A 22,761-nucleotide genomic window follows, 5' to 3' on the forward strand; every position below is an offset into this window, starting at 1 on the left:
GGTCAAATCGCCTCTAGTTCGCTCAAAAAGTCACGAAGATCATCAAAGTCTTCCGCGCTGCCGGCGCGGAAGGTGGCGGCGGCCTGCACATAGGCACGCAGCGTTTCGGTCTGGAACACTTCCACCAGCGGCACTTCCAGGCCCAGTTCGGCCTGGACCCGCGAGGTGATCTGGATCGCCAGCAGGGAATGGCCGCCCACTTCAAAGAAGTTGTCGTTCAGACCCACTTGCGGCAGACGCAGGACATCGGCCCAGATCGCGGCGATCTGCCGTTCCAGCTCGGTTTCGGGGGCCACATAGGCCTGTTGCAGCAGGCTCGCATCCGGCTCGGGCAGGCCCTTGCGGTCGAGTTTGCCGTTGGGGGTCAGCGGCATTTGCGCCAGGAACATGAAGTGTGTCGGCACCATGTAGTCCGGCAGGTGGGTTTTCAGGGCGCGGCGCAGGGTGTCGCGCAACTCGGTTTCGTTGATCAGGCTGCCGTCTGCGGGCACTACGTAAGCCACCAACTGCTTGCCGGTCGGGCCTTCCTGGGCGACCACCACGGTTTCACCGACGTTGTCCTGTTCGCGCAGACGCGCTTCGATTTCACCCAGCTCGATACGGAAACCACGGATTTTCACCTGATGGTCGACGCGCCCCAGGTAATCCACCACGCCATCCGGGCGCCCACGGGTCAGGTCACCGCTGCGATACACGCGGCTACCCGGTTTGCCGAACGGGTCCGGCACAAAGCGCTCGGCGGTCAGTGCCGGACGTTCCAGATACCCACGGGCCACGCCTTCGCCGCCCAGGTACAGCTCACCGGCTACGCCGATGGGTTGCAGGTTGAGTTGTGAATCCAGCACGTAGCCGCTGCGGTTGCCCAGCAGCGTGCCAATGGGAGCGTAGACGGCACCGCACGGGTCGCCCTTGCGCGCTTTCCACAGCAATGGCGTGACCACGGTTTCGGTCGGGCCGTAGCCGTTGAACAGATAGGTCGGCTTGAGTGCGCGCCAGGCCAGGTCGTAGCTGGCTTGCGCCACGGCATCGCCACCGAAGCAGTACACGCGCACCTTCGGTGGGTTGCCGTCACGCTCGGCATGCTCGGCCAACTGTTGCAGGTACACCGGTGGGAACACCGCCATGGTCACGTTGTGGCGGTGCATTTGCTGGTAGGTGTATTCCGGCAGCCACAGGCTATCGTCGCGGATCAACACACTGGCGCCGTTGATCAGCGGGTGCATCCAGCCTTCATGGGAGCCGTCGAAGGCGAACGACATGAAGTGCAGTTCGCAGTCGGCGGGCGAGGTTTCATAACGCTCGCCGGTGGCGATGATATGGGCTACCAGTGGACCGTGAGATACCGCCACGCCCTTGGGCAGACCCGTGGAACCGGATGTATAGATCACATAGGCGAGGTTGTCGCCGTCCAGTTTCACATCAGGCGCCGTGTCGCTGTAACCGGACCATTCCTCGGTGCGATCAATCGCCAGGCTGTCCAGACCCTCGGGAATCGGCAGTTGCTGCAAGGCACTGCTATGAGTCAGCAGCAACTGGGCACGGCTGTCCTGCATCATGTACAGCAGGCGGTCACGCGGGTATTCGATATCCAGCGGCACATAGACGCCACCGGCCTTCATCACCGCCAGGAACGCCACCATGATTTCGGCACTGCGCGGCATGGCAATCGCCACGCGCACTTCCGGGCCGACGCCACGGGCGATCAGCGCATGGGCCAGGCGGTTGGCCTGGCGGTCCAGTTCGCCATAGCTCAGGGTTTGTGCGTCGAATTTCACGGCGACTGCATCCGGGTTTTCCCGGGCGCGGTCGGCCACCAACTGGTGAACCAGGCGTTCGGCCGAGAAGCCGGCATCGGTCTGGTTCCACAATTGCAGGATGTGCTGTTGCTCATCCTCGCCCAGCAGGTTGAGTTGGCTGATGGGTTGCTGTTGATCGGCAACCATCGCCTGCAACAGGTTCTGCCAGTGGCCGGCCATGCGCTCGATCGTGGCTGGGGCAAACAGATCAGTGGCATAACTCAGGGACGCACGCAGCGTCGCCTGGCTTTCCTCCACATCCAGCGCCAGGTCGAACTGCGCCACACCTTCATCCCAACCCAGCACCTCGACATCCAGTTCGGCGAGGCGTTGCAAGTGATTGGCGGCCGAGGTCACGCGATGGTTGAACAGCACCTGGAACAGCGGGCTCAGGCTCATGCTGCGCTCGGGTTGCAGGGCTTCTACCAGTTGCTCGAACGGCAGGTCCTGGTGGGCCTGGGCCTCCAGGGAACGCTGGCGTGCCTGTTGCAGCAGTTGCACGACGCTCATCTGCCCGTGGATATCGGCCTTGAGTACCTGGGTGTTGACGAAGAAGCCGATCAGCCCTTCGGTTTCCAGGCGATTGCGGTTGGCAATCGGCACGCCGACACGCACGTCTTCCTGGCCACTGTAGCGGTGCAGCAACGCCTGGTAGGACGCCAGCAGTACCATCGGCAACGTCACACCGGCGGCTTGCGCCAAGCGGCGCAAACCGGCCAGAAGCTGCGTTTGCAACTCAATGCCCAGGCGGGCGCCACGGTGGCTTTGTACCGCGGGGCGCAGGTAGTCGAAAGGCAACTCCAGCACCGGCTGCATGCCACCCAACTGGGCCTGCCAGTACGCCAGTTGGCGGGCCTTCTCGCCGGCCTCCATCCAGTTGCGCTGCCACAGGGAGTAGTCGGCGTACTGGATCGGCAAGGCTGGCAAGTCTGGCACGTGGCCTTGGCTGAAGGTGGCGTACAGCTGCACCAGTTCCTCGACCATCAGTTGCATCGACCAGCCATCGGAGACGATGTGGTGCTGCACCAGCACCAGTACGTGCTCATCAACAGCCAGGCGCAGCAACCTGGCCCGCAACAGCGGCCCGCGCAGCAGGTCGAATGGCTGCGCAACCACTTCTGCGACCCGCGCCTTGAGGCTGTCTTCTTCGGTGTCGAGCAGGCTGATCTCGATCAGGCCCGAGTCTTCAATCACCTGAACTGCGCCGCCAGCGTCCTGGCGCACATAGGTGCGCAGGCTTTCATGGCGTGCCAGCAAGGTGTCGAAACTGCATTGCAGCGCGGCCAGGTCAAGCGGCCCTTTCAAACGTAATGCGCTGGGGATGTGATACGCCGTGCTTTGCGGGTCCAGTTGCCAGAGGAACCATTGGCGCTCCTGGGCATAGGACAGCGGCAGCGGTTGGTGGCGGTCGGCCTTGAGCAAGGCCGGCGCAACCACTCCCTCCTCGCCCAAGGCCTGCACGAAGTCACCCAGCAGCGGGTGTTCGAACAGAGTCTTGAGCGCCACTTCCAGCGCCAGCACCTGGCGAACCCGCGAGACAACACGGGTGGCCAGCAGCGAATGCCCGCCGAGTTCGAAGAAGTGATCGTCAAGGCCGACCTGCGGCAGCTCCAGCACCTCGGCCCAGATCGCCGCGACCTGCTGTTCACGCGGCGTCACGGGCGCCACATGACCTGTGCGCAACAGCGCCGCGTCCACCGCCGGCAATGCCTTGCGGTCGAGCTTGCCGTTGGGGGTCAGGGGCAGGCTATCGAGGAACACCAGGTGCGCCGGCACCATGTAGTCCGGCAGGCGCTCGCGCAGGGCCGCCCTGTAGACTTCTGGCGTGTCGGGTGCGGAACTGACCAGGTAGGCGATCAAGCGGTCGTTGTCGGCCAGGACCACGGCTTCGCGCACCCCGGCGCGCTCGCGCAGGCACGCTTCGATTTCGCCGAGTTCGATGCGGAACCCACGCACCTTGACCTGATGGTCGACGCGGCCGATGTATTCCACCACGCCATCGGCACGGTAGCGGGCCAGGTCGCCGGTGCGGTACAGGCGTTCTCCCGGCGCACCATACGGGTTGGGCACAAAGCGCTCGGCCGTCAGCGCGGGGCGCTCGTGGTAACCGCGAGCCAGGCCGACGCCGCCGATCAGCAGTTCACCGGCGGCCCCCACCGGGCTGGGCGTCAAACCGGCATTGAGGATGAACAACGTGGTATTGGCGATAGGCCGCCCCACAAATGGCCGTGCTTCGTGCAGGCGATGGGCAGCCGACCAGATGGTGGTTTCGGTGGGGCCATAGAGGTTCCACAGCGGGCCTTGCAGGTCGAGCATGCGCTGCGCCAGGTCGGCCGGCAGCGCTTCGCCGCCGCACAGGCTCTTGATACCGCGCAGCAGCTCGGCGCGTGGGCTTTCCAGCAGCATGCGCCAGGTCGACGGTGTGGCTTGCAGCACGTTGGCCGATTGGCTGTGGACCAGATCGATGATCGCTTCCGGATCGAGGGCCAGCTCCTGGCCGCTCAGCAGTACCGTGGCACCCACCATCAGGGGCACGTACAGCTCCAAGGCGAAGATATCGAACGAGAAGGTGGTCAGCGACAACACGCGGGCGTCAGCACCGATGTCCAGGGTGCCGGCCATGCCGCAGGTGAAGCTGCACAGCGCCTGGTGGCGCACCATCACACCCTTGGGCTTGCCGGTGGAGCCGGAGGTGTAGATCACGTAGGCCAGGTGTTCCGGCGTGACGTTGACCTGGGGGTTGTGCTCGGCGGCATTGTCATCCGCCTCGACCATCAGCACCTGCACACCCTGCGAGTGCGCCAAGCTGCCGTCCAAGTGCGGCTGGGTCAGCAAGACTTGCGCACGGCTGTCTTCAAGCATGAAGGCCAGGCGGTCCGCCGGGAATTGCGGGTCGAGCGGCACGTAGGCACCACCCGCCTTGAGGGTCGCCAACAGGCCGATCACCATGTCCAGCGAACGCTCGACATGCACCGCCACCAGTACGTCCGGCCCTACGCCCGCCGCGATCAGGCGATGGGCCAGGCGGTTGGTGCGACGGTTGAGTTCGCCGTAGCTGAGACCCTGGCCATTGAACTGCAGCGCCAGCGCGTCCGGGTGTGCCAGGGCCTGGGCCTCGAACAGTAGGTGCACGCAACGCTCGCGGGGGTAATCAACCGACGTGTCATTCCAGGCCTCGACCATCTGTTGCCATTGCGGCGCACTGAGCATCGCCAGCTCATCCACAGCCTGGGATGCATCGTGCACCACGGCGCGCAGCAGGTTCTGCCAGTGCTCGGCCAGGCGCTCGACGGTCGTGGCGTCGAACAGGTCGGTGGCGTAGGTCAGGGACGCCCACAGGCCTTCGGCGGACTCTTCGGTTTCCAGGTTCAGATCGAACTGGGTGCTGTGCCCGGCCCAATCCACCGCTTGCAGGTCCAGGCCCGGCAACTGCAGCGGGGCTGCACGCAGGTTGTCCTGGTGGTTGAACATCACCTGGAACAGCGGGTTATGGCTGAGGCTGCGCTCCGGTTGCAGGGCTTCGACCAGTTGTTCGAACGGCAGGTCCTGATGCGCCTGGGCGTCCAGGGCGTGCTGCTTGACCTGGGCGAGCAATTGATCGAAGGCCATCTGCCCGTGCACGTCGGCTTGCAGCACCTGGGTGTTGACGAAGAAGCCCAGCAGACGCTCGGTTTCCAGGCGATTACGGTTAGCGATCGGTACGCCGACGCGGATCCGGGACTGGCCGCTGTAGCGATGCAGCAAGGTCTGGAACGACGCCAGCAGCACGACAAACAGAGTCACCTCCTGACGCTGGGCCAGGGCCTTGAGCTCAGTGACCAGCGCGTTGTCGAGCTGGACTTGGCGGCGTGCGCCACGATGGCTTTGCAGCGCCGGCCGCGGGTAATCCAGCGGCAGCTCAAGCACCGGATGCTCGGTGCCCAGACGGGTGCGCCAGTAGTCGAGTTGGCGCTGTTTTTCACCGGCCGCCATCCAGTCACGTTGCCACTGGGCATAGTCGACGTACTGGATCGGCGGCGCAGGCAACGGGGACTGGCCCTGATAGAGCGCCACCAGTTCGTCGACCATGACTTGCATCGACCAGCCGTCGGAGATGATGTGATGCTGGGTGATCACCAGCACATGGTGCTCGACCTCGACCTCCAGCAAGTTGACGCGCATCAGCGGGCCATTGACCAGGTCGAACGGGCGCTGGATTTCCTGCGCCACCGCTTGTTCGATCACCGAGGCCGCGACCCGCTGGTGTTCGATCGGCATCGCCATGCGCGGATGAATCACTTGCCAGGTGTGCTCGTCCTCTTCTACAAAGGTGGTGCGCAGCGGCTCATGGCGCTGTACCAGGGCCTGGAACGCCCGCTCCAGCGCCGCGACGTCCAAGGGGCCGCGCAGATGCATTGCACTCGGCACGTGGTAAGCCGCGCTGGTGGGGTCCAGTTGCCAGAGGAACCATTGGCGCTCCTGGGCGAACGACAGCGCCAGCGGCTGGTCCCGCGTCACAGCCACCAGCGGCAGCTCCCTGGCGGTCTGCAACCCGGCGCAAGCGGCTGCGAACGCTTCCAGCGTCGGTTGTTCGAACAGCGTGCGCAACGGCACTTCCAGTTGCAGTGCGTGGCGCACCCGCGAAATGACTTGGGTCGCCAGCAACGAATGACCGCCACGTTCGAAGAAGTGGTCATTGAGCCCCACCTGATCCACTTGCAACACCGCTTGCCAGATGGCGGCCAAGCGCGTTTGCAGCGGGGTTTGCGGCGCCCGGTAAGCCTGGCGCGCCTGGTTCAGGTCCGGTGCCGGCAGTGCGCGACGGTCAAGCTTGCCATTGTTGTTCAACGGCAAGGCGTCGAGGACAACCCAGTGCCCCGGCACCATGTAATCCGGCAAGGACTGGCGCAAGGTGGCCGCCAATGCCGGGGTGCCCACGCTTTGCCCGTTGGCGGCGACCACATATGCCACCAATTGCGTGCCCGTCGGGCTCGATTGTGCGATGACGGCCGCTTCACGCAGCTGCGGCAAGGCTTGCAGGCTGGCTTCGATCTCACCCATTTCCACGCGGAACCCGCGGATCTTCACTTGATGATCGATGCGCCCGACATACTCCAGCGCACCCGCCTGGTTATAGCGCGCCAGGTCGCCACTGCGGTAAAGCCGCGCGCCGGGCACGGCGGAAAACGGGTTTGGCAAAAAGCGCTCGGCGGTCAGCGCCGGGCGATCGAAGTAACGCTGGGCCAAACCGTGTTCGGCGCCGATGCACAGCTCGCCCACGCCGTCGGTGGCCAATAATTCGAAACCACTGTCCAGCACATACAAGGAGCGACCGTCGATGGCCCGACCAATCGGCACACCAAACGCATCGCTGGCATCCACCAATTGGCAGTCATGCACGCTGGACACCACGGTGGCCTCGGTGGGCCCGTAGGTGTTGACCAAACGCACGTCACCCAACCCGGCGGCGTACCAAGCGCGCAGCCCTTCCACCGACATCGCCTCGCCGCCGACATGCACCTGACGCAGGTTGCCCAGGGTGCGCTGGTCGAGGGCGCACTCCTTGGCGAGCAAATACCAGTAGGCGGCGGGCAGGTCGGCGAGGGTCACGCCCTGCTCGACGATTTCCCGCGCCAATTGCCCGGCATCCCATAGCTCATCGCCGCGCATGACCAACGCTGCGCCCACACACAGCGGCGGGTAGCATTGCTCGACAAAGCCGTCGAAGCTGAACGTGGCAAATTGCAGCACGCGATCCGCCGCGCTCAACCGGCTATAGGCCTCGGCGCTGTCGCAGAACTGGCCGAGGGCGGCATGGTCGATGGCCACACCCTTGGGCAGCCCGGTGGAGCCCGAGGTGTAGATCACATAGGCCAGGTCGGCAGCGGCGGCATGATTGGTTGGATTGGTCGACGGGTAGCCTGCCAGTTCTTCGCCGGACGCGGTGAAACTCTCGCGCGCCAGCCCTTGGGGCAACGGCAGGTCGGCCAGCAGCCCGGTTTCGCTGAGCAGCAGGTCGAGCCGGCTGTCTGTCAGCATGTAGGCCAGGCGTTCGGCGGGGTAGTTCGGGTCCAGCGGCACATAGGCGGCGCCACTTTTGAGCACCGCCAGCAGGCTGACGATCAACTGCGGACCACGTCGTGCCGCCAGGCCGACGCGCTGGCCTGGGCCAACGCCCAGTTCCAGCAGGCGATGGGCAAGCCGGTTGGCGCGAGCATTGAGCTGGGCGTAGCTCAGGCGTGCCTCACCCGCCTGCACGGCCATCGCGTCGGGTGTGGCGCTGGCCTGGGCGGCTATACGCTCGTGCACGCGCAGGTGACGCTGGGCCTGGCTGGGCGACTGGCTGAGGGCAAGCATGTCGCGCCGTGCGGCTTGGTCGAGCAGAAGCAGGTTGCCAATGGGCGCCTGGGCATCCGCGAGCATCTGCACCAGCAGGTGGTGCAGGTTGCGGCTTAATTGAGCGACCTGCCGAGCACTGAAGCACGCCTGGTCATAACCAAACTCCAGGCGCAGGCAACTGCCCAGCTCAATGCCCAGGGTCAGTGGATAATGGGTCTGCTCGTGGTTATGCAGGCGGCCGAACGTCAGGCCGGCAGGCGCGCCCTGCTTCAAGGCCTCGGCCACCGGGAAGTTTTCGAACACCAGCAAGGTATCGAACAGCGCGCTGCCCTGCTGTCCTGCCCATCCCTGGATGTCATAGAGCGGCACATGTTCATGGTCGCGCAGGCTCAGGTTGAGGGCTTGCAGCTCACTCAGCCAGTCGGCCACCGGCTGGGCCGGCGACGCTGCATTGATGATCGGCAGCGTGTTGATGAACAGGCCCAACTGCTGTTCGATCCCCGGCAATGGTGCCGAGCGTCCCGCGACGGTGGCACCAAAGGCCACGCAGTCCTGCCCGGTATAGCGTTGCAGCAGCACGCTCCATGCGCCTTGGAGCAAGGTGTTGAGGGTGACTTTGTGGTGGCGGGCAAACTCACCCAGGGCACGCGTGAAGTCGTCGCTCAGCACGACCTGATGGTCAGCCATGCCCTTGCCTTCGAACGGCACACGCAGCGCCTGCGCAAGCAGGGTTGGCGCTTGCAGCGGCGCCAGCGCAGACTTCCAGAACGCCTCGCCCGACGCTTGCTGTTGCAGCCAGCCCAGGTAATCGCGGAACTGCCCCTGCGGCACCGGCACGGTTTGCCCGGCGTAATGGGCGATCACTTCGCCGAGCAACTGGGCGTTACTCCAGCCGTCCATGAGGATGTGGTGGCTGGTGAAGATCAGGTGCCAGGCACCGCCGGCACCGCGCACCAGCATCAGGCGAAACAGCGGCGCAGCATTCAGCGCAAATCCCTTCTCGCGTTCGGCAGCGGCGAATGCATCAAAATCAGCATCGACATCTTCGATCACTTGCAACTGCACATCGACATGACGCTGAATCACTTGATGGGCACTGTCCAGGCCGAGCCAGTGGAAGCTGCTGCGCAGGATGTCATGGCGATCCAGCGCGGCTTGCCAGGCACGGCCGAATGCGAGCAAGTCCAGGCCTTCAATGTCCAGGCGCAACTGGTTGATGTAAGCCTCGGCCTCGGGCGCATACAGGGTATGGAACAACATACCCTGCTGCATCGGCGACAACGGATAGAGATCGGCAATCGCCGGCCCGGCGATGGGCAAGGCGTCCAGTTGCTGCTGGGTCAGGCGCGCCAGGGGGAAGTCCGAAGGCGTGACCTGCCCCGCCGGCGTGGCGCAGCAGTGTTCAATCAAGGCCTGGAGTTCAGCGGCATAGTCATCCGCCAGGCGTTGGACGGTCGCCACCTCGAACATCTCACGACTGAACCCCCACCGCAGGGCCAGCTCACCGCCGTACACCTGCCCTTCCACCGTCAGCCAGTTGGCCAGCGGTGCCTCGGGGTCCTGGGCCTGTCCGCTGCCCTGGTCAGCCGGAACGAACAGCGCCGCCTCGTTGAATTGGCGGTCGAACTGCCCCAGGTAGTTGAAGGTGATGCGCGGCATGGACTGTTTGGACAAGGCCTCACGTGCGTCGGGTGCGCCGAGGTAGCGCAGCAGGCCATAGCCGATACCTTTATGCGGCACCGCACGCAGTTGCTCCTTCACCGACTTGATCGCAGCCGACAGCTCACCCTCGGCTTGCAGGCGCACCGGGAACAGGCTGGTAAACCAACCCACGGTGCGGCTCAGGTCGAGCGTGTCGAACAGGTCTTCGCGACCATGGCCTTCCAGCTGGATAAGTGCGGCAGGTTGCTCGCTCCAGCGGCTGATGACCCGCGCCAACGCAGTCAGCAGCAGGTCGTTGACCTGGGTGCGGTAGGCCGCCGGAGCGTCTTGCAGCAGTTGGCGGGTGTGGTCGGCGCTGAGGCGGATTTCGAGTGTACTGCCCAGGCGATTTTGCAGGCCGCCCTGGGGGTTGTCGCACGGCAGGTCAGCGCTTGCGGTCTGTGCCTGCCAATACCGCAGTTGCGCGTCCAGCGTCTGCGCGTGGGCCTGCAACCGATGCGCCCACTGCTGGTAGGCGCTGGTCTTGGCCGGCAATGCGGCGTTGACGTAGGCCTGTTGCAGGTCTTCGAGCAGGATACGCCACGATACGCCGTCCACTGCCAGGTGATGCACCACCAGCAACAGGCGCTGGGTGCGGTCGGCCATCATTGCCAGGACCGCACGCAGCAGCGGGCCCTGTTCAAGATCAAGGCTGCGTTGAGCCTCGTCGCACAGTGCGGCCAACTCAGCCTCGCCGGCGACCTGGGACTGCCATAACGAAGCCGATGCAACCGGCTCGGCGTGGGCCTGGCGCCAACCGTCCGCCTGTTGCACAAAACGCAGGCGCAAGGCGTCGTGATGGTTGATCAAGCGGGTCAAGGCGGCCTCAAGGCGCATGGGCTCCAGCGCCTCACGCGGAGTCAGCAGCAACGACTGGTTCCAGTGCTGGCGCGCCGGGATCGCCTGCTCGAAAAAGCTGTGTTGCACTGGCGTGAGGAACACCTCGCCGGTGACCGGCCCCTGGTCGATGAGGGTCGCCTGCTCGAAGGTCGCCACCAGCGCCAGGCTGCGTACGCTCTGGTACTGGAACAGGTCCCGCGGGCTCAGGCGAATGCCCGCCTGGCGCGCACGGCTGACTACCTGGATGGAGATGATCGAATCGCCACCCAGTTCGAAGAAATTGTCTTCCAGGCCGACGTGTTCCACACCGAGCACATCGCTCCAGATTGCTGCCAGGGCTTTTTGCACGTCGCTTTCCGGGGCGACATAAGCCTGCTGGGGCGCAGCATCCGGCAATGGCAAGGCCTTGCGGTCGAGCTTGCCGTTGGCGGTCACCGGCAGCCTGGCCAGGTGCACCAGATGGGTCGGCACCATGTATTCCGGGAGGCTTTCGAGCAGCCAGGCCTTGAGGTCGGCAGGCGTTTCGTCGGCCAGTACCAGGTAGGCCACCAGTTGCTTGCCGCCTTGCACCAGCACCACGGCTTCGCGCACCGAAGGGTGTTGCATCAGGCGCGTTTCGATTTCGCCCAGCTCGATACGCAGGCCACGCAGCTTGACCTGATGATCGAGGCGACCCAGGTATTCGATCACCCCATCGGCACGCTGGCGCACGCGGTCACCAGTGCGATACAGACGCACACCGTCACCGAACGGGCTTGGCACGAAACGTTCGGCGGTCAGTGCCGGGCGCCGGTGGTAACTGCGTGCCAGGCCGGCGCCGCCCAGGTACAGCTCACCGCTGACGCCCGCAGGCACCGGGTTCATCTGGGCATCGAGCACGTACGTACCGAGGTTGGCGATGGGTCGACCGATGGGCACGCTGTCGGCGCCTTCGTCGACGCAGGTCCAGTGGGTCACGTCGATGGCGGCTTCGGTCGGGCCGTATAGGTTGAACAAGCCCGCCTGTGGCAACTTGGCGAACACTTGCAACTGCGCATCCAGCGGCAAGGCTTCGCCGCTGCAGACAATGCGTCGCAGCGTGTTGCAGGCTTGCACGCCCGGCTCATGGATAAACGCCTGAAGCATCGACGGTACGAAGTGCAAGGTGGTAATGCGGTGTTGCCCGATGGTCTCGATCAACCGCGCCGGTTCGCGGTGTTCACCGGGCGCAGCGACGACCAGGCGGGCGCCGGTCATCAGCGGCCAGAAGAACTCCCACACCGAGACGTCGAAACTGAACGGGGTTTTCTGCAGCACCGCATCGCTGGCGTCCAGGCCGTAGGCCTGCTGCATCCAGCACAAACGGTTGACCAACGCACGGTGGCTGTTGCCGGCCCCCTTGGGCTTGCCCGTTGAGCCGGAGGTGTAGATCACGTAGGCCAGGTTCAGCGCCTGCAGGTCGACGCGTGGCGACTGACGGCTGTAACCGTCGAGCCAGCTCGCGGGCTGGTCCAGGGCAATCACCTGGATGCCCTCGGTGGGCAGCAATGGCAACAGGTCGCGCTGGCTGAGCAGCAACTGGATGCCGCTGTCGTCGATCATGTAGGCCAGGCGTTCCCGGGGGTATTCAGGGTCCAGCGGGACATAGGCGCCGCCGGCCTTGAGAATGGCGAGCAAGCCGACCACCATTTCGATGGAGCGCTCGACGCAGATCCCTACCAGCGTGTCAGGGCCGACGCCCTGCTCGCGCAAGGCGTGGGCCAGCTGGTTGGCGCGGGTGTCGAGCTGGGCGTAGGTCAGCGTGGTTGCACCGAACACCAGCGCCGGTGCATCCGGCGTGGCCTGCGCCTGGTCTTCGATCAGGTGATGAATGCCGCGCTCGGTCGGGTACGCCTCGGCGGTCTGGTTCCATGCGTGGACCAGCACCTGCCGCTCATCCGCCGCCAACATCGGCAATTCGCCGATGCGCTGTTCACCGTCGGCCACCATGGCCTGCAACAGGCTGAGCCAATGCCCGGCCATGCGCTCGATGGTTGGCGCGTCGAACAGGTCGTTGGCGTAGGTCAACGCGGCATGCAGGGTGCCGGATTTTTCATAGGTGTCGAGGGTCAGGTCGAACTGGGTGGTGCGGCCTTGCCATTCCACCAGCGCCAGCTCCAGGCCGGAGGCGGTGCTGACGCTGGCAATGTCGGCCACCACCGGCTGGTGGTTGTACATCACCTGGAACAGCGGCGTATGGCTCAGGCTGCGTTCTACATTGAGGGCTTCCACCAGGCGTTCGAAGGGCAATTCCTGATGAGCCTGGGCACCGAGGGCGTGCTCCTTGATGCTGTGTAGCAGCTCAGTGATGCGGGTTTGCCCGGTCAGCTCGGTGCGCAAGACCTGGGTATTGACGAAGAAGCCTATCAACCCTTCGACTTCAGTGCGGTTGCGGTTGGCGATCGGCACACCGACGCGGATATCGCCCTGCCCGGTGTAGCGATGCAGCAACACGTTGAAAGCACCGAGCAACAGCATGAACAGGGTGACGTTGTGTTTTTGCGCGCAACTACGCAACTGTATGGCCAGCTCAGGTTCAATCATGAAGTTGTGGCGCGTGCCCTGGTAGCTCGGCATCGCCGGACGCGGGCGGTCGGTGGGCAGCTCCAGCACCGGGTGCTCATCGCCCAGGCGTGCTTGCCAGTAATCCAGTTGGCGCGTCTGCTCCCCCGCTTCCAGCCAGCGGCGCTGCCACAGGGCGTAGTCGCTGTACTGGATCGGCAAGGCCGGCAGTTGCGGGGTTTCGTTGCGCTCGTGGGCGTCGTAGCAGCGGATGAACTCGTCGATCAGCACATTCATCGACCAGCCATCGGAGACGATGTGGTGCAGGGTCAACAGCAGCACGTGTTCCTGCGCGTCGAGCTTGAGCAATTGCACGCGCAGCAACGGACCGTTTTCCAGGTCGAACGACAGCAGCGATTGACGGGTCGCGGCCTCGTTGACGGCCTGTTCGCGCTCGGCGGCGACCAGGTGGCTAAGGTCCAGGTGCTCGACGGTCAACGACGTGTCTGCCGGCACCTGCATCAGGCGCTCGTCCGCCTGGCGCTGGAATACTGTGCGCAGGGTTTCGTGGCGCGCGACCAGGCTGGCAAAGGCCTGCTCCAACGCGCCGAGGCTCAACGCCCCCTTGAGCCGTACCGCTCCCGGCAGATTATAGGCGCCGCTGGCCGGGTCCAATTGCCAAAGAAACCACATGCGTTGCTGCGCGTAGGACAACGCTTGGCGATCCTCCACTTCCACCCCCGCCGGAATGGGGAACCGGGAAAAATCCACGCCTTCTTTCTGCAGGGCCTGCAGGAACAATTGGCGTTTTTCCAGGGGCAACCCGATAAACCGGCGAGCAAGTTTCAAGGAGTCTTCAGCATTCATTTCTTGGAGTCCGGAGCAGTAGGCAGGAAGCACAAAGGCACGTCGTCCCTATAAAACGAACCGGAGAGGGAAAAATTAGCGGGGGATGGGAGGCGCGGCGCACAGTGTCATCAAGGGTTACATCAATCTCGGGAAGACCACCCGAACAGCAGCTAGCATTGAAGAACACTACTTTTTGCAACTACATTTAGTTACACGCAGGGAACGCCGTGTCTAAAAATGAAAAGCTGCTGGCCAAACTGCTCAACGAGCAAATGACATTTACCTGGCCCGAGCTCGTCACGCTGCTGCGACGACTGGGCTACACGCAGATTGAAGGGGCTGGAAGCCGCGTCAAATGCGACATCGGCGACCCCAGTGCAATGATCACCTTGCACAAGCCTCACCCTGGCAACGAGTTGAAACACTACATTCGGCGCCAGATCATCGAACAATTGAAATCAGGAGAGCTGATTCAGTGAACAACCAACTGAAACACAACGGCTACATCGGCTCCATCGAAGCCAGCCTCGAAGACAACTGCCTGTTCGGCAAGGTCTTGTTCATCAAGGCGCTGGTGAGCTACGAAGGGAAAACCGTCGCCGAACTGGATAAGGCCTTTCGGGAGGCGGTGGATGATTACCTCGCCACCTGCCAGACCCTGGGGCATGCACCAGAGAAACCTTGCAAAGGTTCCTTCAACGTCCGGGTCGGCCATGATCTGCATCTTGCTGCCGCCCTTGAGGCGACGCGCAAGAAAGTGACGCTCAACGACCTGACGCGCCAGGCGTTGAACGAGTTTCTGCAGCATCACAGCGCAGACGCTTGCCCTGCGATCAACTGATCATCCCAGCCGCCGATACCCCGACACCGCAGCCCCCAACACGACCGCCCCCGCCGCCAGCGCCACCCAGAACCCGCTGGTGGCGCCAAAGTGATCGATCATCCACCCGGAGCTGGCCGCGCCTATGGCCACGCCGATGCTGAGGCCGGTGATCAGCCAGGTCATGCCCTCGGTCAGTCGGCTGGCGGGCACGACCTGTTCCACCAGGGCCATGGACACAATCAGTGTGGGGGCGAAGAACAGCCCGGAGACAAAGACCGCCACCGCCAGCCCTGCGATGTTGGTCACCAGCAGCAACGGCAAAGTGGTCAACGCCGTGGCGATGCCGCACAACAGGAACTGCCGGGGCAACGGCGCCTTGAGCTTGAGGGTGCCGAACGCCAGCCCCGCCAGGCACGAACCGATGGCGTACACCGACAGCACGATACTGGCAGCCGCCGGCTGGCCTTGATGCTGGGCAAAGGCGACACTGACCACATCTACCACGCCGACGATCACACCCATGGCCAGCAGGAGAATCATCAGGATCAGCACCGAGGGCGAGGCGATCAGCCAGCGACCGTGATGCCCGTGATGCGCGTGCACCGGCGGCTCGGTCTCACGCTGCAACACAAAGGTGGTGACGCCCACCGCCAGCAACAACGCAGCCACCAGCGGCCCGGCTTCCGGGAACAGCACCACGCACAAACCCACCGAGATCGGCGGGCCGATGATGAAGCACACCTCATCCAGCACCGACTCCAGGGCAAATGCGGTCTGCAACTTGGGCTGGCCTCGGTACAACTCGGTCCAGCGCGCCCGCACCATGGCCGACATGTTGGGCATGCAACCGGCCAGGGCGGCGAACAGGAACAACGTCCAGTTCGGTGCCTGCAAGCGGGTGCACAGCAGCAACATCAGCAACGCCCCGCCGCCGATCAACGCGGCAACCGGCAACACCCGCCCTTGGCTGTAGCGGTCCACCAGCCTGGATACCTGCGGCGCGCAAAACGCCGTGGCCAGGGCAAATACCGCCGCCACCGAGCCCGCCAGTCCGTAACCGCCGTGCACCTGCGAGAGCATGGTGATCAAGCCGATCCCCGTCATCGAGACCGGCATGCGCGCCAGCATCCCCGCCAGTACAAAAGCCCGGGCGCCAGGGACCTGGAACAATTCGGCGTAAGGGTTTGCCATGGCTCAGAAACCTTCTGTCCTTAAGGTGCGCAACCTTTTATCACACCAACCGCTTGATCTGCTTGTGTCGCCACACCAGCCGATAATACGCAGTCTGCAACGCCAGCATGGCCAGGTAGGTCACCGGAAATGCCATCCACACCCCTTCCAGGCCGAAGTGGGCGTTGAGCAGGTACGCCATCGGCAGTTCCACGCAGAGCACGCAGAAGATCGAGATCGCCACCGGCATCAACACCACGCCGCTTGCGCGCATGATCCCGCCGATCACGGCCTGGAAGCCGAATACCAAAATGCTCCACAACATGATGTGCAACAGGTGTTCGGCATTGACCCGGGCCGCGTCATCGGTGATGAACAGGCCGAGCAGCCAGTGGGACAGGACATAACCCAGCACAATCAGGCCACCGGTCAGGCAGGTGTTGATCAGCAGGCCGGTGCGCAGGATCGGGCCGATGCGCTCCAGACGCCCGGCGCCAATCGCCTGGGCCCCGAGGATCGATGCGGTGATGGCAATCGACAGCGCCGGGAACTGCACGTAATTGACGATCTGCGTCACCGCGCCATAGGCCGCCGTGGCCTGGGAACCGTGACCGTTGACCAGCGCGAGGATGACCAGCTCCGACAGCGACAACACCACCATCTGCAAGCCCGTGGGCAAGCCGATGCGCAGGACCTTGCCGAGAATGATCCGATCCAGGCGCAGGGCCGCCAACAATTCACGGTCCGGCGCCATCACATGGTTCTTGTGGCGCAGCCGCATTATCAGAAACAGCATCGCTGCCGCGTTACCCACCAACCCGGCGTACACCGCGCTCTGGATACCCAAGGGCGGCAGGCCGATCCAGCCGCGGATCAGCGCCGGTGTCAGCAGCAGGCTCACCAGGGTCGAAACCATCAGCGCGAGCAACGGCGAGATCGTGTCGCTGACACCACGCAGCAATTGGGTGTAGAGGATAAAGACCAGCAGCAGCGGCATGATCAACATCATCATCTGTGCATAACCCACGGCGTCGTCGAGCACATCGACCGGCGTGCCGAGTGCCTGCAAGGCCGGGCGCGCAAACAGGCTGCCGAGCACCGCAGCGATCACCCCCACCAACGCCCCCAGAGTCAGTGTGGCGCCGGTGATCACCTTGACCAACGCGGTTTCCTGTGCGCCCCAGGCCTGGCCGATCAGTACCGAGGCGCCCGCCCCCAGGCCGATCACCAGGGCGATAAAAAAGAACACGATGGGAAACATCCCAGATACCGCCGCCAGCGCCTGGGTGCCGAGCATCTGCCCGACGTAGATACCGTTGAGGGTGCCGGAAAAGCTTTGCAGGAAGTTGGACAGCACCATCGGTGCCAGAAAGATCAGGTAGATCTGCCACAACGGCCGTTGCTGGGTGACTTCCATGAGGGTTCGGATCCAGGAGTTGTTATCAGACAGGGAACGCGTCGCGCGACAGCCAGGCCAGGTAGGCCTGCACGTCTACCGGCCAGTGCGCGATCTTGCTCGAAAAATCCGCCGCATCAGAGGCAAATAACGCACGCGAGGCGTCTTCGAAGCCGGGCAGGTCACCGCCGATGGCGCTCATGAACCGATAGCCGGCTTCCTTGGCCTGGCGTATCCGGTCACGGGAAGCATGGGCAGTGCGCGCTTCATCCACCAGCCGCCGCAACGCCGCCGAAGCACCGCCGCGTTGCTGGCCCAGCCATTCCCAATGACGCGGCAACAGCGTGACTTCCCGCGCGACCACCCCCAGCTTCGGGCGCCCGACCGAGGGGGGAGCGGGAGGCTCGTCAGTCATGTCGACCTGGGCAGGTGGTTCGGGCGCATAGCCCTCAGGCCAGGGAAAGTCGACCTGGTTGCCGGTGGCATCGTCGAAGACCAGGAAGCTGCCCGCGGGCTGGTCAAGCTCGGCGAGCGTCGTGGCGACGTCGGCATAGGAACCTGCCGCCACACGTTGGTGGCGAACAAAGGCTGTGCAAGCAGGAAGGGGGTGCGTAGGCATGGTTATTACCCGGGTGATATGTGTTTTACCCGGATCATATTAGCCAAAGTTTTACCAGATGCAAGGTTATTGTCGTATGGGTCAGAGGTTGTCGCGCTTCATTTGCAGGGTCAGGTGAAACGGCATGCTGGATAGACCGTTTCCGACACCGCAATCAGCCCGCCATCCTCATCACGATACTGGCGGATGATTTGATAGCGACAGTGCTGAATCCGCTGCTGGGTTATGACTGTGTGGCGCAAATTACCCGAAAGACGGCGGTGCAGTTGGGACTGATCACCGCCGAAGAGTATGAGCGACAGGTACAGCCGGAAAGAATGATCAGCCCCGACTGGTCACGGAATGTGGCGGCCCACAATCAACCACGCGACGAATGCGCTTGTTTTTCTCTTATTACGTGGTCGACGTTGACCCAGTTAAACCTTTCATCTTCTGCGCCCCTACCGCCTTTGCCATCAGTGCCAATATCGAGCTCCTTCATCAGGCCCGGGCGCTTGAGAAGTTCAGCCGCGAGTTCAGACATATCTGTCGGTGGGCTCTTTTCAGCCTCACGCTTTAAACTATCGAAGCTGATGTAGTTATCCGCCCCCCAGTACTGTTTGAACTTTTCCTCAAGGGCCTGAAGCAGGTCAACATCACTCATTTTTTTATAGCTTGGCGCTGCATCCCGCTCGGATACCCTTCCAATAGTGTCGCGCCCGATTTTCCCGTCAGGAATGTCAGCATTATGGTCGGAATCCAGTTTTCTATTGAGCCCCGGCCGACTGATGATTTCCTTGGCCAACAGGGTCATTCGGTCATCCACAGGGTTATCAGTCAAAGGACGATTTGCAACTTCACGAAGCGATTTCTGAGTGATCTTGCCATGCTCGTTTGGCTTGAAGTAATCAAAGTTATTACCCAACTCCGTCGTTAAATCTGAGTCTTTGGCCTGTTTGAAATTATTTGCGACCTCAGCATTCTGCGGGCTCATGCCGCTCGCTGCCGGATAATAATTGCGTGCCCCATTGGCGCCATATCCATTTTCAAAACGACTGCGCTGCATGCCACCGTAATACCCCTCTTGCTGGCTCTGCATATCGCCGTAATAATTCACCGGCGCTCCTTGCATACCACCATAATTCCCTCCTGGCCCAACTCGCATGCCACCGTTATACGCATCCGGTCCACCCAGCATGTACGCTCCCTCCTGGTCTTCGTACTCAAAGACCACCGCCTGCGCATCACCCAGGCTGATCAGACCATCTTCATGGCCGCCATGGTTGATACCATCGAGTGACTCAAACATTCCTGGACGGCTAAGAACGTCCCTTGCCAGCTGTGTCATTCGATCGTGATACGGATCCCCGGTCGGTAGACGATTGGCAGCATGCTCAAGCGTTGCCCTCGTGACAAAACCAGATTCTCCCTGGAAATAAGGGAAGGCGTCGACAAAGGCCCGTGCAACTGTGGAAGGGGGAGGCAGCTGAGAGGTCCCCAGTAAGGTCCTCATTGCGGGCTCATTACCAAACCTGGCGCCCCTGTCCAACAGATTAGAGTAAGGGCAGGGACTTTGTATGAACGAACCGTAAAGAGTAGTCATTGCAATACCTCAGATAGTTGATGCGAATAAGCCGACCAACGCGCCAGTTAGCATTAAGTCAACATCCATCTGTGGCAACATGTAAAAGGACAGTTCCATTAAACATGAACAAAAAAACTTACCTGCTGGATAACTAATTCGCACCCATGTGTATGTTCAGTACGACACGACGGCCAGGTCGGTAGTGTTGACCGCCATCTGAACTACCTACCAAAGGTTTGTGAGGGCCTGCGTAACGTCGGATCAAACGGATTGATCCTGGGCCCGATCGCCGCCGCTTCGCGCTTGAGCAACTCCACCACCATCGGCAACCGGCTCGGCCCCAGGCGATCGCTGATGGTCGCCACACTGAGCGCCGCCACCGCGTGCCCGTCCCGATCGAGGATGGGCACGGCCAACCCGGCCATGCCTTCCAGCACCCCGGTATTGCGCGCCGCATACCCCAGGTTGCGCACGTTCTCCACTTCCGAGCGCAACAGCACTTCGTCATACAGGTGGAAGTCCTTGAGCCGTGGCAGGTTGTAGCGGATCACGGTTTCGCGCTCTTCCTCCGGCAGAAAGGCCAGGATCGCCAAACTGCCCTGCCCCACCCCCAATGCCACGCGCCCGCCGATATCGCCGGTGAAGGTGCGGATCGGGTACGGGCCTTCGCTGCGGTCCAGACAGATCGCATCGAAACCGCTGCGCGCCAGCAGGAACAGCGAGTCGCCCAATGACGCACTCAGGCGCAGCATGCTCGGGCGCACCAGGTCGCGCAGGTTGCCGGTCTTGCCCGCGTTCGCCGCCAGGGCGAAGAACTCCAGGCTCAGGCGATAGCGCTTGCTGCGTGCGTCCTGTTCGACCATGCCTTCGTCCATCAGGCTGCGCAGCAGGCGGTGGGTAGTGGGCTGCGAGAGGCCGACCTGTTGCGCAAGTTGAGTGACGCGTTCGCCGCCCTCCGGCACTTTACCCAAGGTGCGCAATAGCGCGAACAGACGAGACACCCCGCCCGCCCCGACTTCTTTGCTACTTTCGTTTCGATTAGTGGAATCCATAACACTCAATCTCTTTGTAAATTCCGGTGAGTGAATAAATCTGAAAATAATAGTCCGTTCAGTGAAATTCCTTCTTCCGCCCATCCTAGTCTTCGTCCTAATCTGCGTCCACAGGGGCGAAATGAACAACAACCGGCAGCCGACTCAAGATCGAGCGCCAACGCACCGGCAACACCTCATTCGCATCTGCCCAAAACAAAAAAGCGCGTTTCGACGCGACTCAAAAAAGGTGGAACGCAGACATGGCATTTCTCCAACTCAACGCCTTGAGCAAACGCTACGGCGCCGTCGACGCGGTGGTCGCCACCGACCTTGCGGTGGAAAAAGGCGAGTTCGTTTCCCTGCTCGGCCCTTCGGGCTGCGGCAAGACCACCACCCTGCAAATGATCGCCGGCTTCGTCGACGTGAGCGGCGGGCAGATCCTGCTCGACGGCCGCGACATCACCCACGCCAAGCCGGCCAGCCGTGGCCTGGGCGTGGTGTTCCAGAGCTATGCGCTGTTCCCCCACATGAGCGTGCGCGACAACGTCGCCTTCGGCCTGAAGATGCGCAAAGTGCCGGCCGCAGAGATCGTCAGCAAGGTGAAAACCGTGCTGGAACTGGTGCGCCTGGCCCCCCACGCCGAGCGCTACCCACGGGAGTTGTCCGGCGGCCAGCGCCAACGCGTGGCCCTGGCGCGTGCGTTGGTGATCGAGCCGCCGGTGTTGCTGCTCGACGAGCCGCTGTCCAACCTCGACGCCAACCTGCGCGAAGAGATGCAGTTCGAGATCCGCCGCATCCAGTGCGCCGTCGGCATCACCACCTTGATGGTCACCCATGACCAGGCCGAAGCGCTGTCCATCAGCGACCGCGTGGTGGTGATGCAGGCCGGGCGCGTGACCCAGATCGACGCACCGTACAAGCTCTACGAACACCCGCGCACGCGCTTCATCTCGGACTTCGTCGGCAAGGCCAACCTGCTGGCCGGCGATTACGACCCACTGGGAACGCCGCAAGTGCGGCATCAAGGCGGCGACGGCGAGCTGGTCCTGAGCCTGCGCCCGGAAAAAATCACCCTGGTGGACGCGGGGGCCGGTCGCCTGCAAGGCAAGGTGCTCGATCGTTACTTCTTTGGCAGCCAATGGCTGTACCGCGTCCACACCGACCTCGGCGAAATCACCGTGGTGCGCAGCAACGATGGCAGCGCACCGCTGGGCTGCGGCGCGGCGGTGGGCCTGGACTGGCATGCGGACCTGCTGCGCGTGCTGGCAGCCGACGAGGTGCATGCATGAGTCGTGGTTACCTGCTGTCGTTGCCGGCGCTGGTGCTGTTTGCCGGGCTGCTGATCTTACCGCTGGGTCTGACCCTGGTCCTGTCGTTCAACGTGTTCGACTACCAGGTGGGCGTGAAGGCCGATGAATGGACCTTGGCCCATTACCTGTCATTGTTCAGCGACTCCTACTTCTACGAGATCTTCTGGCGCACCTTCTGGATCAGCGCGCTGGTGACCCTGCTTTGCGTGGTGATCGGTGTGCCCGAGGCCTACATCCTCAGCCGCATGGGTACGCCGTGGCGCTCGATCTTCCTGATCCTGATCCTCACGCCATTGCTGATTTCGGTGGTGGTGCGCGCCTTCGGCTGGAGCCTGCTCTTGGGCGCCGATGGTTTGGTGAATCAACTGATCCAACTGCTCGGCGGGCGCCCGGTGAAGCTGCTGTACACGCCCTTCGCGGTGATCATCGCGCTGGTGCACGTGATGTTGCCGTTCATGATCATCCCGGTGTGGACCTCCCTGCAAAAACTCGACCCGTCGGCTGAACAGGCCGCGTTATCGCTGGGGGCCAGCCAGGCCACAGTGATGCGCAGGATCGTGCTGCCGCAGGTCATGCCTGGCGTGCTGTCCGGCACGCTGATCGTGTTCGGCCTGGCCGCCAGCTCCTTTGCGATCCCCGGCCTGCTTGGCGGGCGCCGCCTGAAAATGGTCGCCACCGTGGTGTACGACCAGTACCTCTCGGAACTCAACTGGCCCATGGGCGCGACCATCGCGGTGGTGCTGCTGTTGGTCAATCTGCTGATCATGCTGAGCTGGAACCGCATGGTCGAAGGCCGCTATAAAAAGTCCCTGGGGGTTTAA

General features: G+C 63.0%; 10 protein-coding genes. 4 read left to right on the top strand and 6 right to left on the bottom strand.

The window, feature by feature from the left end:
* Positions 1-2: 2 nt before the first annotated feature.
* On the bottom strand, positions 3-14,042 hold the full coding sequence (locus tag BM110_RS14500; RefSeq protein WP_093513669.1) for a non-ribosomal peptide synthase/polyketide synthase: 14,040 nt from the start codon (positions 14,040-14,042) through the stop codon (positions 3-5).
* Positions 14,043-14,251: 209 nt separating this feature from the next.
* Between BM110_RS14500 and BM110_RS14505 the strand changes: the two genes are divergently transcribed.
* Positions 14,252-14,503, top strand: a complete 252-nt coding sequence (locus BM110_RS14505) for a type II toxin-antitoxin system HicA family toxin (RefSeq protein WP_093513670.1) — start codon at positions 14,252-14,254, stop codon at positions 14,501-14,503.
* Entirely contained in the window at positions 14,500-14,865 is a 366-nt protein-coding gene (locus BM110_RS14510; protein ID WP_092245743.1) for a type II toxin-antitoxin system HicB family antitoxin, read from the top strand. Before BM110_RS14505 ends, BM110_RS14510 begins: the two co-directional genes overlap by 4 nt.
* Here BM110_RS14510 and BM110_RS14515 read toward each other — a convergent pair whose 3' ends face one another.
* The 5 genes from BM110_RS14515 to BM110_RS14545 form a co-directional block, all read right to left on the bottom strand.
* A complete protein-coding gene (locus BM110_RS14515) occupies positions 14,866-16,038 on the bottom strand; it encodes an MFS transporter (RefSeq protein ID WP_093513671.1) in 1,173 nt (390 codons plus the stop codon). It abuts the gene before it with no gap.
* A 40-nt stretch (positions 16,039-16,078) separates the two neighbouring features.
* The gene (locus tag BM110_RS14520; RefSeq protein ID WP_093513672.1) at positions 16,079-17,434 is read right to left on the bottom strand and encodes an MATE family efflux transporter; all 1,356 of its coding nucleotides are present in this window, start codon (positions 17,432-17,434) and stop codon (positions 16,079-16,081) included.
* 25 nt (positions 17,435-17,459) lie between these two features.
* Entirely contained in the window at positions 17,460-18,032 is a 573-nt protein-coding gene (locus tag BM110_RS14525; RefSeq protein ID WP_093513673.1) for a DUF2239 family protein, read from the bottom strand.
* A 358-nt stretch (positions 18,033-18,390) separates the two neighbouring features.
* Positions 18,391-19,524 carry a hypothetical protein gene (locus BM110_RS29595; RefSeq protein ID WP_175538847.1) on the bottom strand — a complete coding sequence of 378 codons (1,134 nt, stop codon included), beginning with the start codon at positions 19,522-19,524 and terminating at the stop codon, positions 18,391-18,393.
* A 293-nt stretch (positions 19,525-19,817) separates the two neighbouring features.
* A complete protein-coding gene (locus BM110_RS14545; RefSeq protein WP_093513676.1) occupies positions 19,818-20,648 on the bottom strand; it encodes an IclR family transcriptional regulator in 831 nt (276 codons plus the stop codon).
* Between the two features lie 242 nt (positions 20,649-20,890).
* On the opposite strand from BM110_RS14545, the gene BM110_RS14550 reads away from it, so the two are divergent.
* The gene (locus tag BM110_RS14550; protein WP_092245766.1) at positions 20,891-21,919 is read left to right on the top strand and encodes an ABC transporter ATP-binding protein; all 1,029 of its coding nucleotides are present in this window, start codon (positions 20,891-20,893) and stop codon (positions 21,917-21,919) included.
* Positions 21,916-22,761 (top strand): ABC transporter permease, encoded by an 846-nt coding sequence (locus BM110_RS14555; protein ID WP_092245769.1) that lies wholly within the window; start codon positions 21,916-21,918, stop codon positions 22,759-22,761. The genes BM110_RS14550 and BM110_RS14555 overlap by 4 nt, the downstream gene beginning before the upstream one ends.

The organism is Pseudomonas sp. NFPP28 (assembly GCF_900115535.1).
In the GTDB taxonomy this organism is placed as follows: domain Bacteria; phylum Pseudomonadota; class Gammaproteobacteria; order Pseudomonadales; family Pseudomonadaceae; genus Aquipseudomonas; species Aquipseudomonas extremorientalis.

Excerpts from the sequence above, each read along its gene's own strand:
- BM110_RS14500 (WP_093513669.1), bottom strand. The coding sequence starts at position 14,042 with ATGAATGCTGAAGACTCCTTGAAACTTGCTCGCCGGTTTATCGGGTTG.
- BM110_RS14515 (WP_093513671.1), bottom strand. The coding sequence starts at position 16,038 with ATGGCAAACCCTTACGCCGAATTGTTCCAGGTCCCTGGCGCCCGGGCT.
- BM110_RS14520 (WP_093513672.1), bottom strand. The coding sequence starts at position 17,434 with ATGGAAGTCACCCAGCAACGGCCGTTGTGGCAGATCTACCTGATCTTT.
- BM110_RS14525 (WP_093513673.1), bottom strand. The coding sequence starts at position 18,032 with ATGCCTACGCACCCCCTTCCTGCTTGCACAGCCTTTGTTCGCCACCAA.
- BM110_RS29595 (WP_175538847.1), bottom strand. The coding sequence starts at position 19,524 with ATGAGGACCTTACTGGGGACCTCTCAGCTGCCTCCCCCTTCCACAGTT.
- BM110_RS14545 (WP_093513676.1), bottom strand. The coding sequence starts at position 20,648 with ATGGATTCCACTAATCGAAACGAAAGTAGCAAAGAAGTCGGGGCGGGC.
- BM110_RS14550 (WP_092245766.1), top strand. The coding sequence starts at position 20,891 with ATGGCATTTCTCCAACTCAACGCCTTGAGCAAACGCTACGGCGCCGTC.
- BM110_RS14555 (WP_092245769.1), top strand. The coding sequence starts at position 21,916 with ATGAGTCGTGGTTACCTGCTGTCGTTGCCGGCGCTGGTGCTGTTTGCC.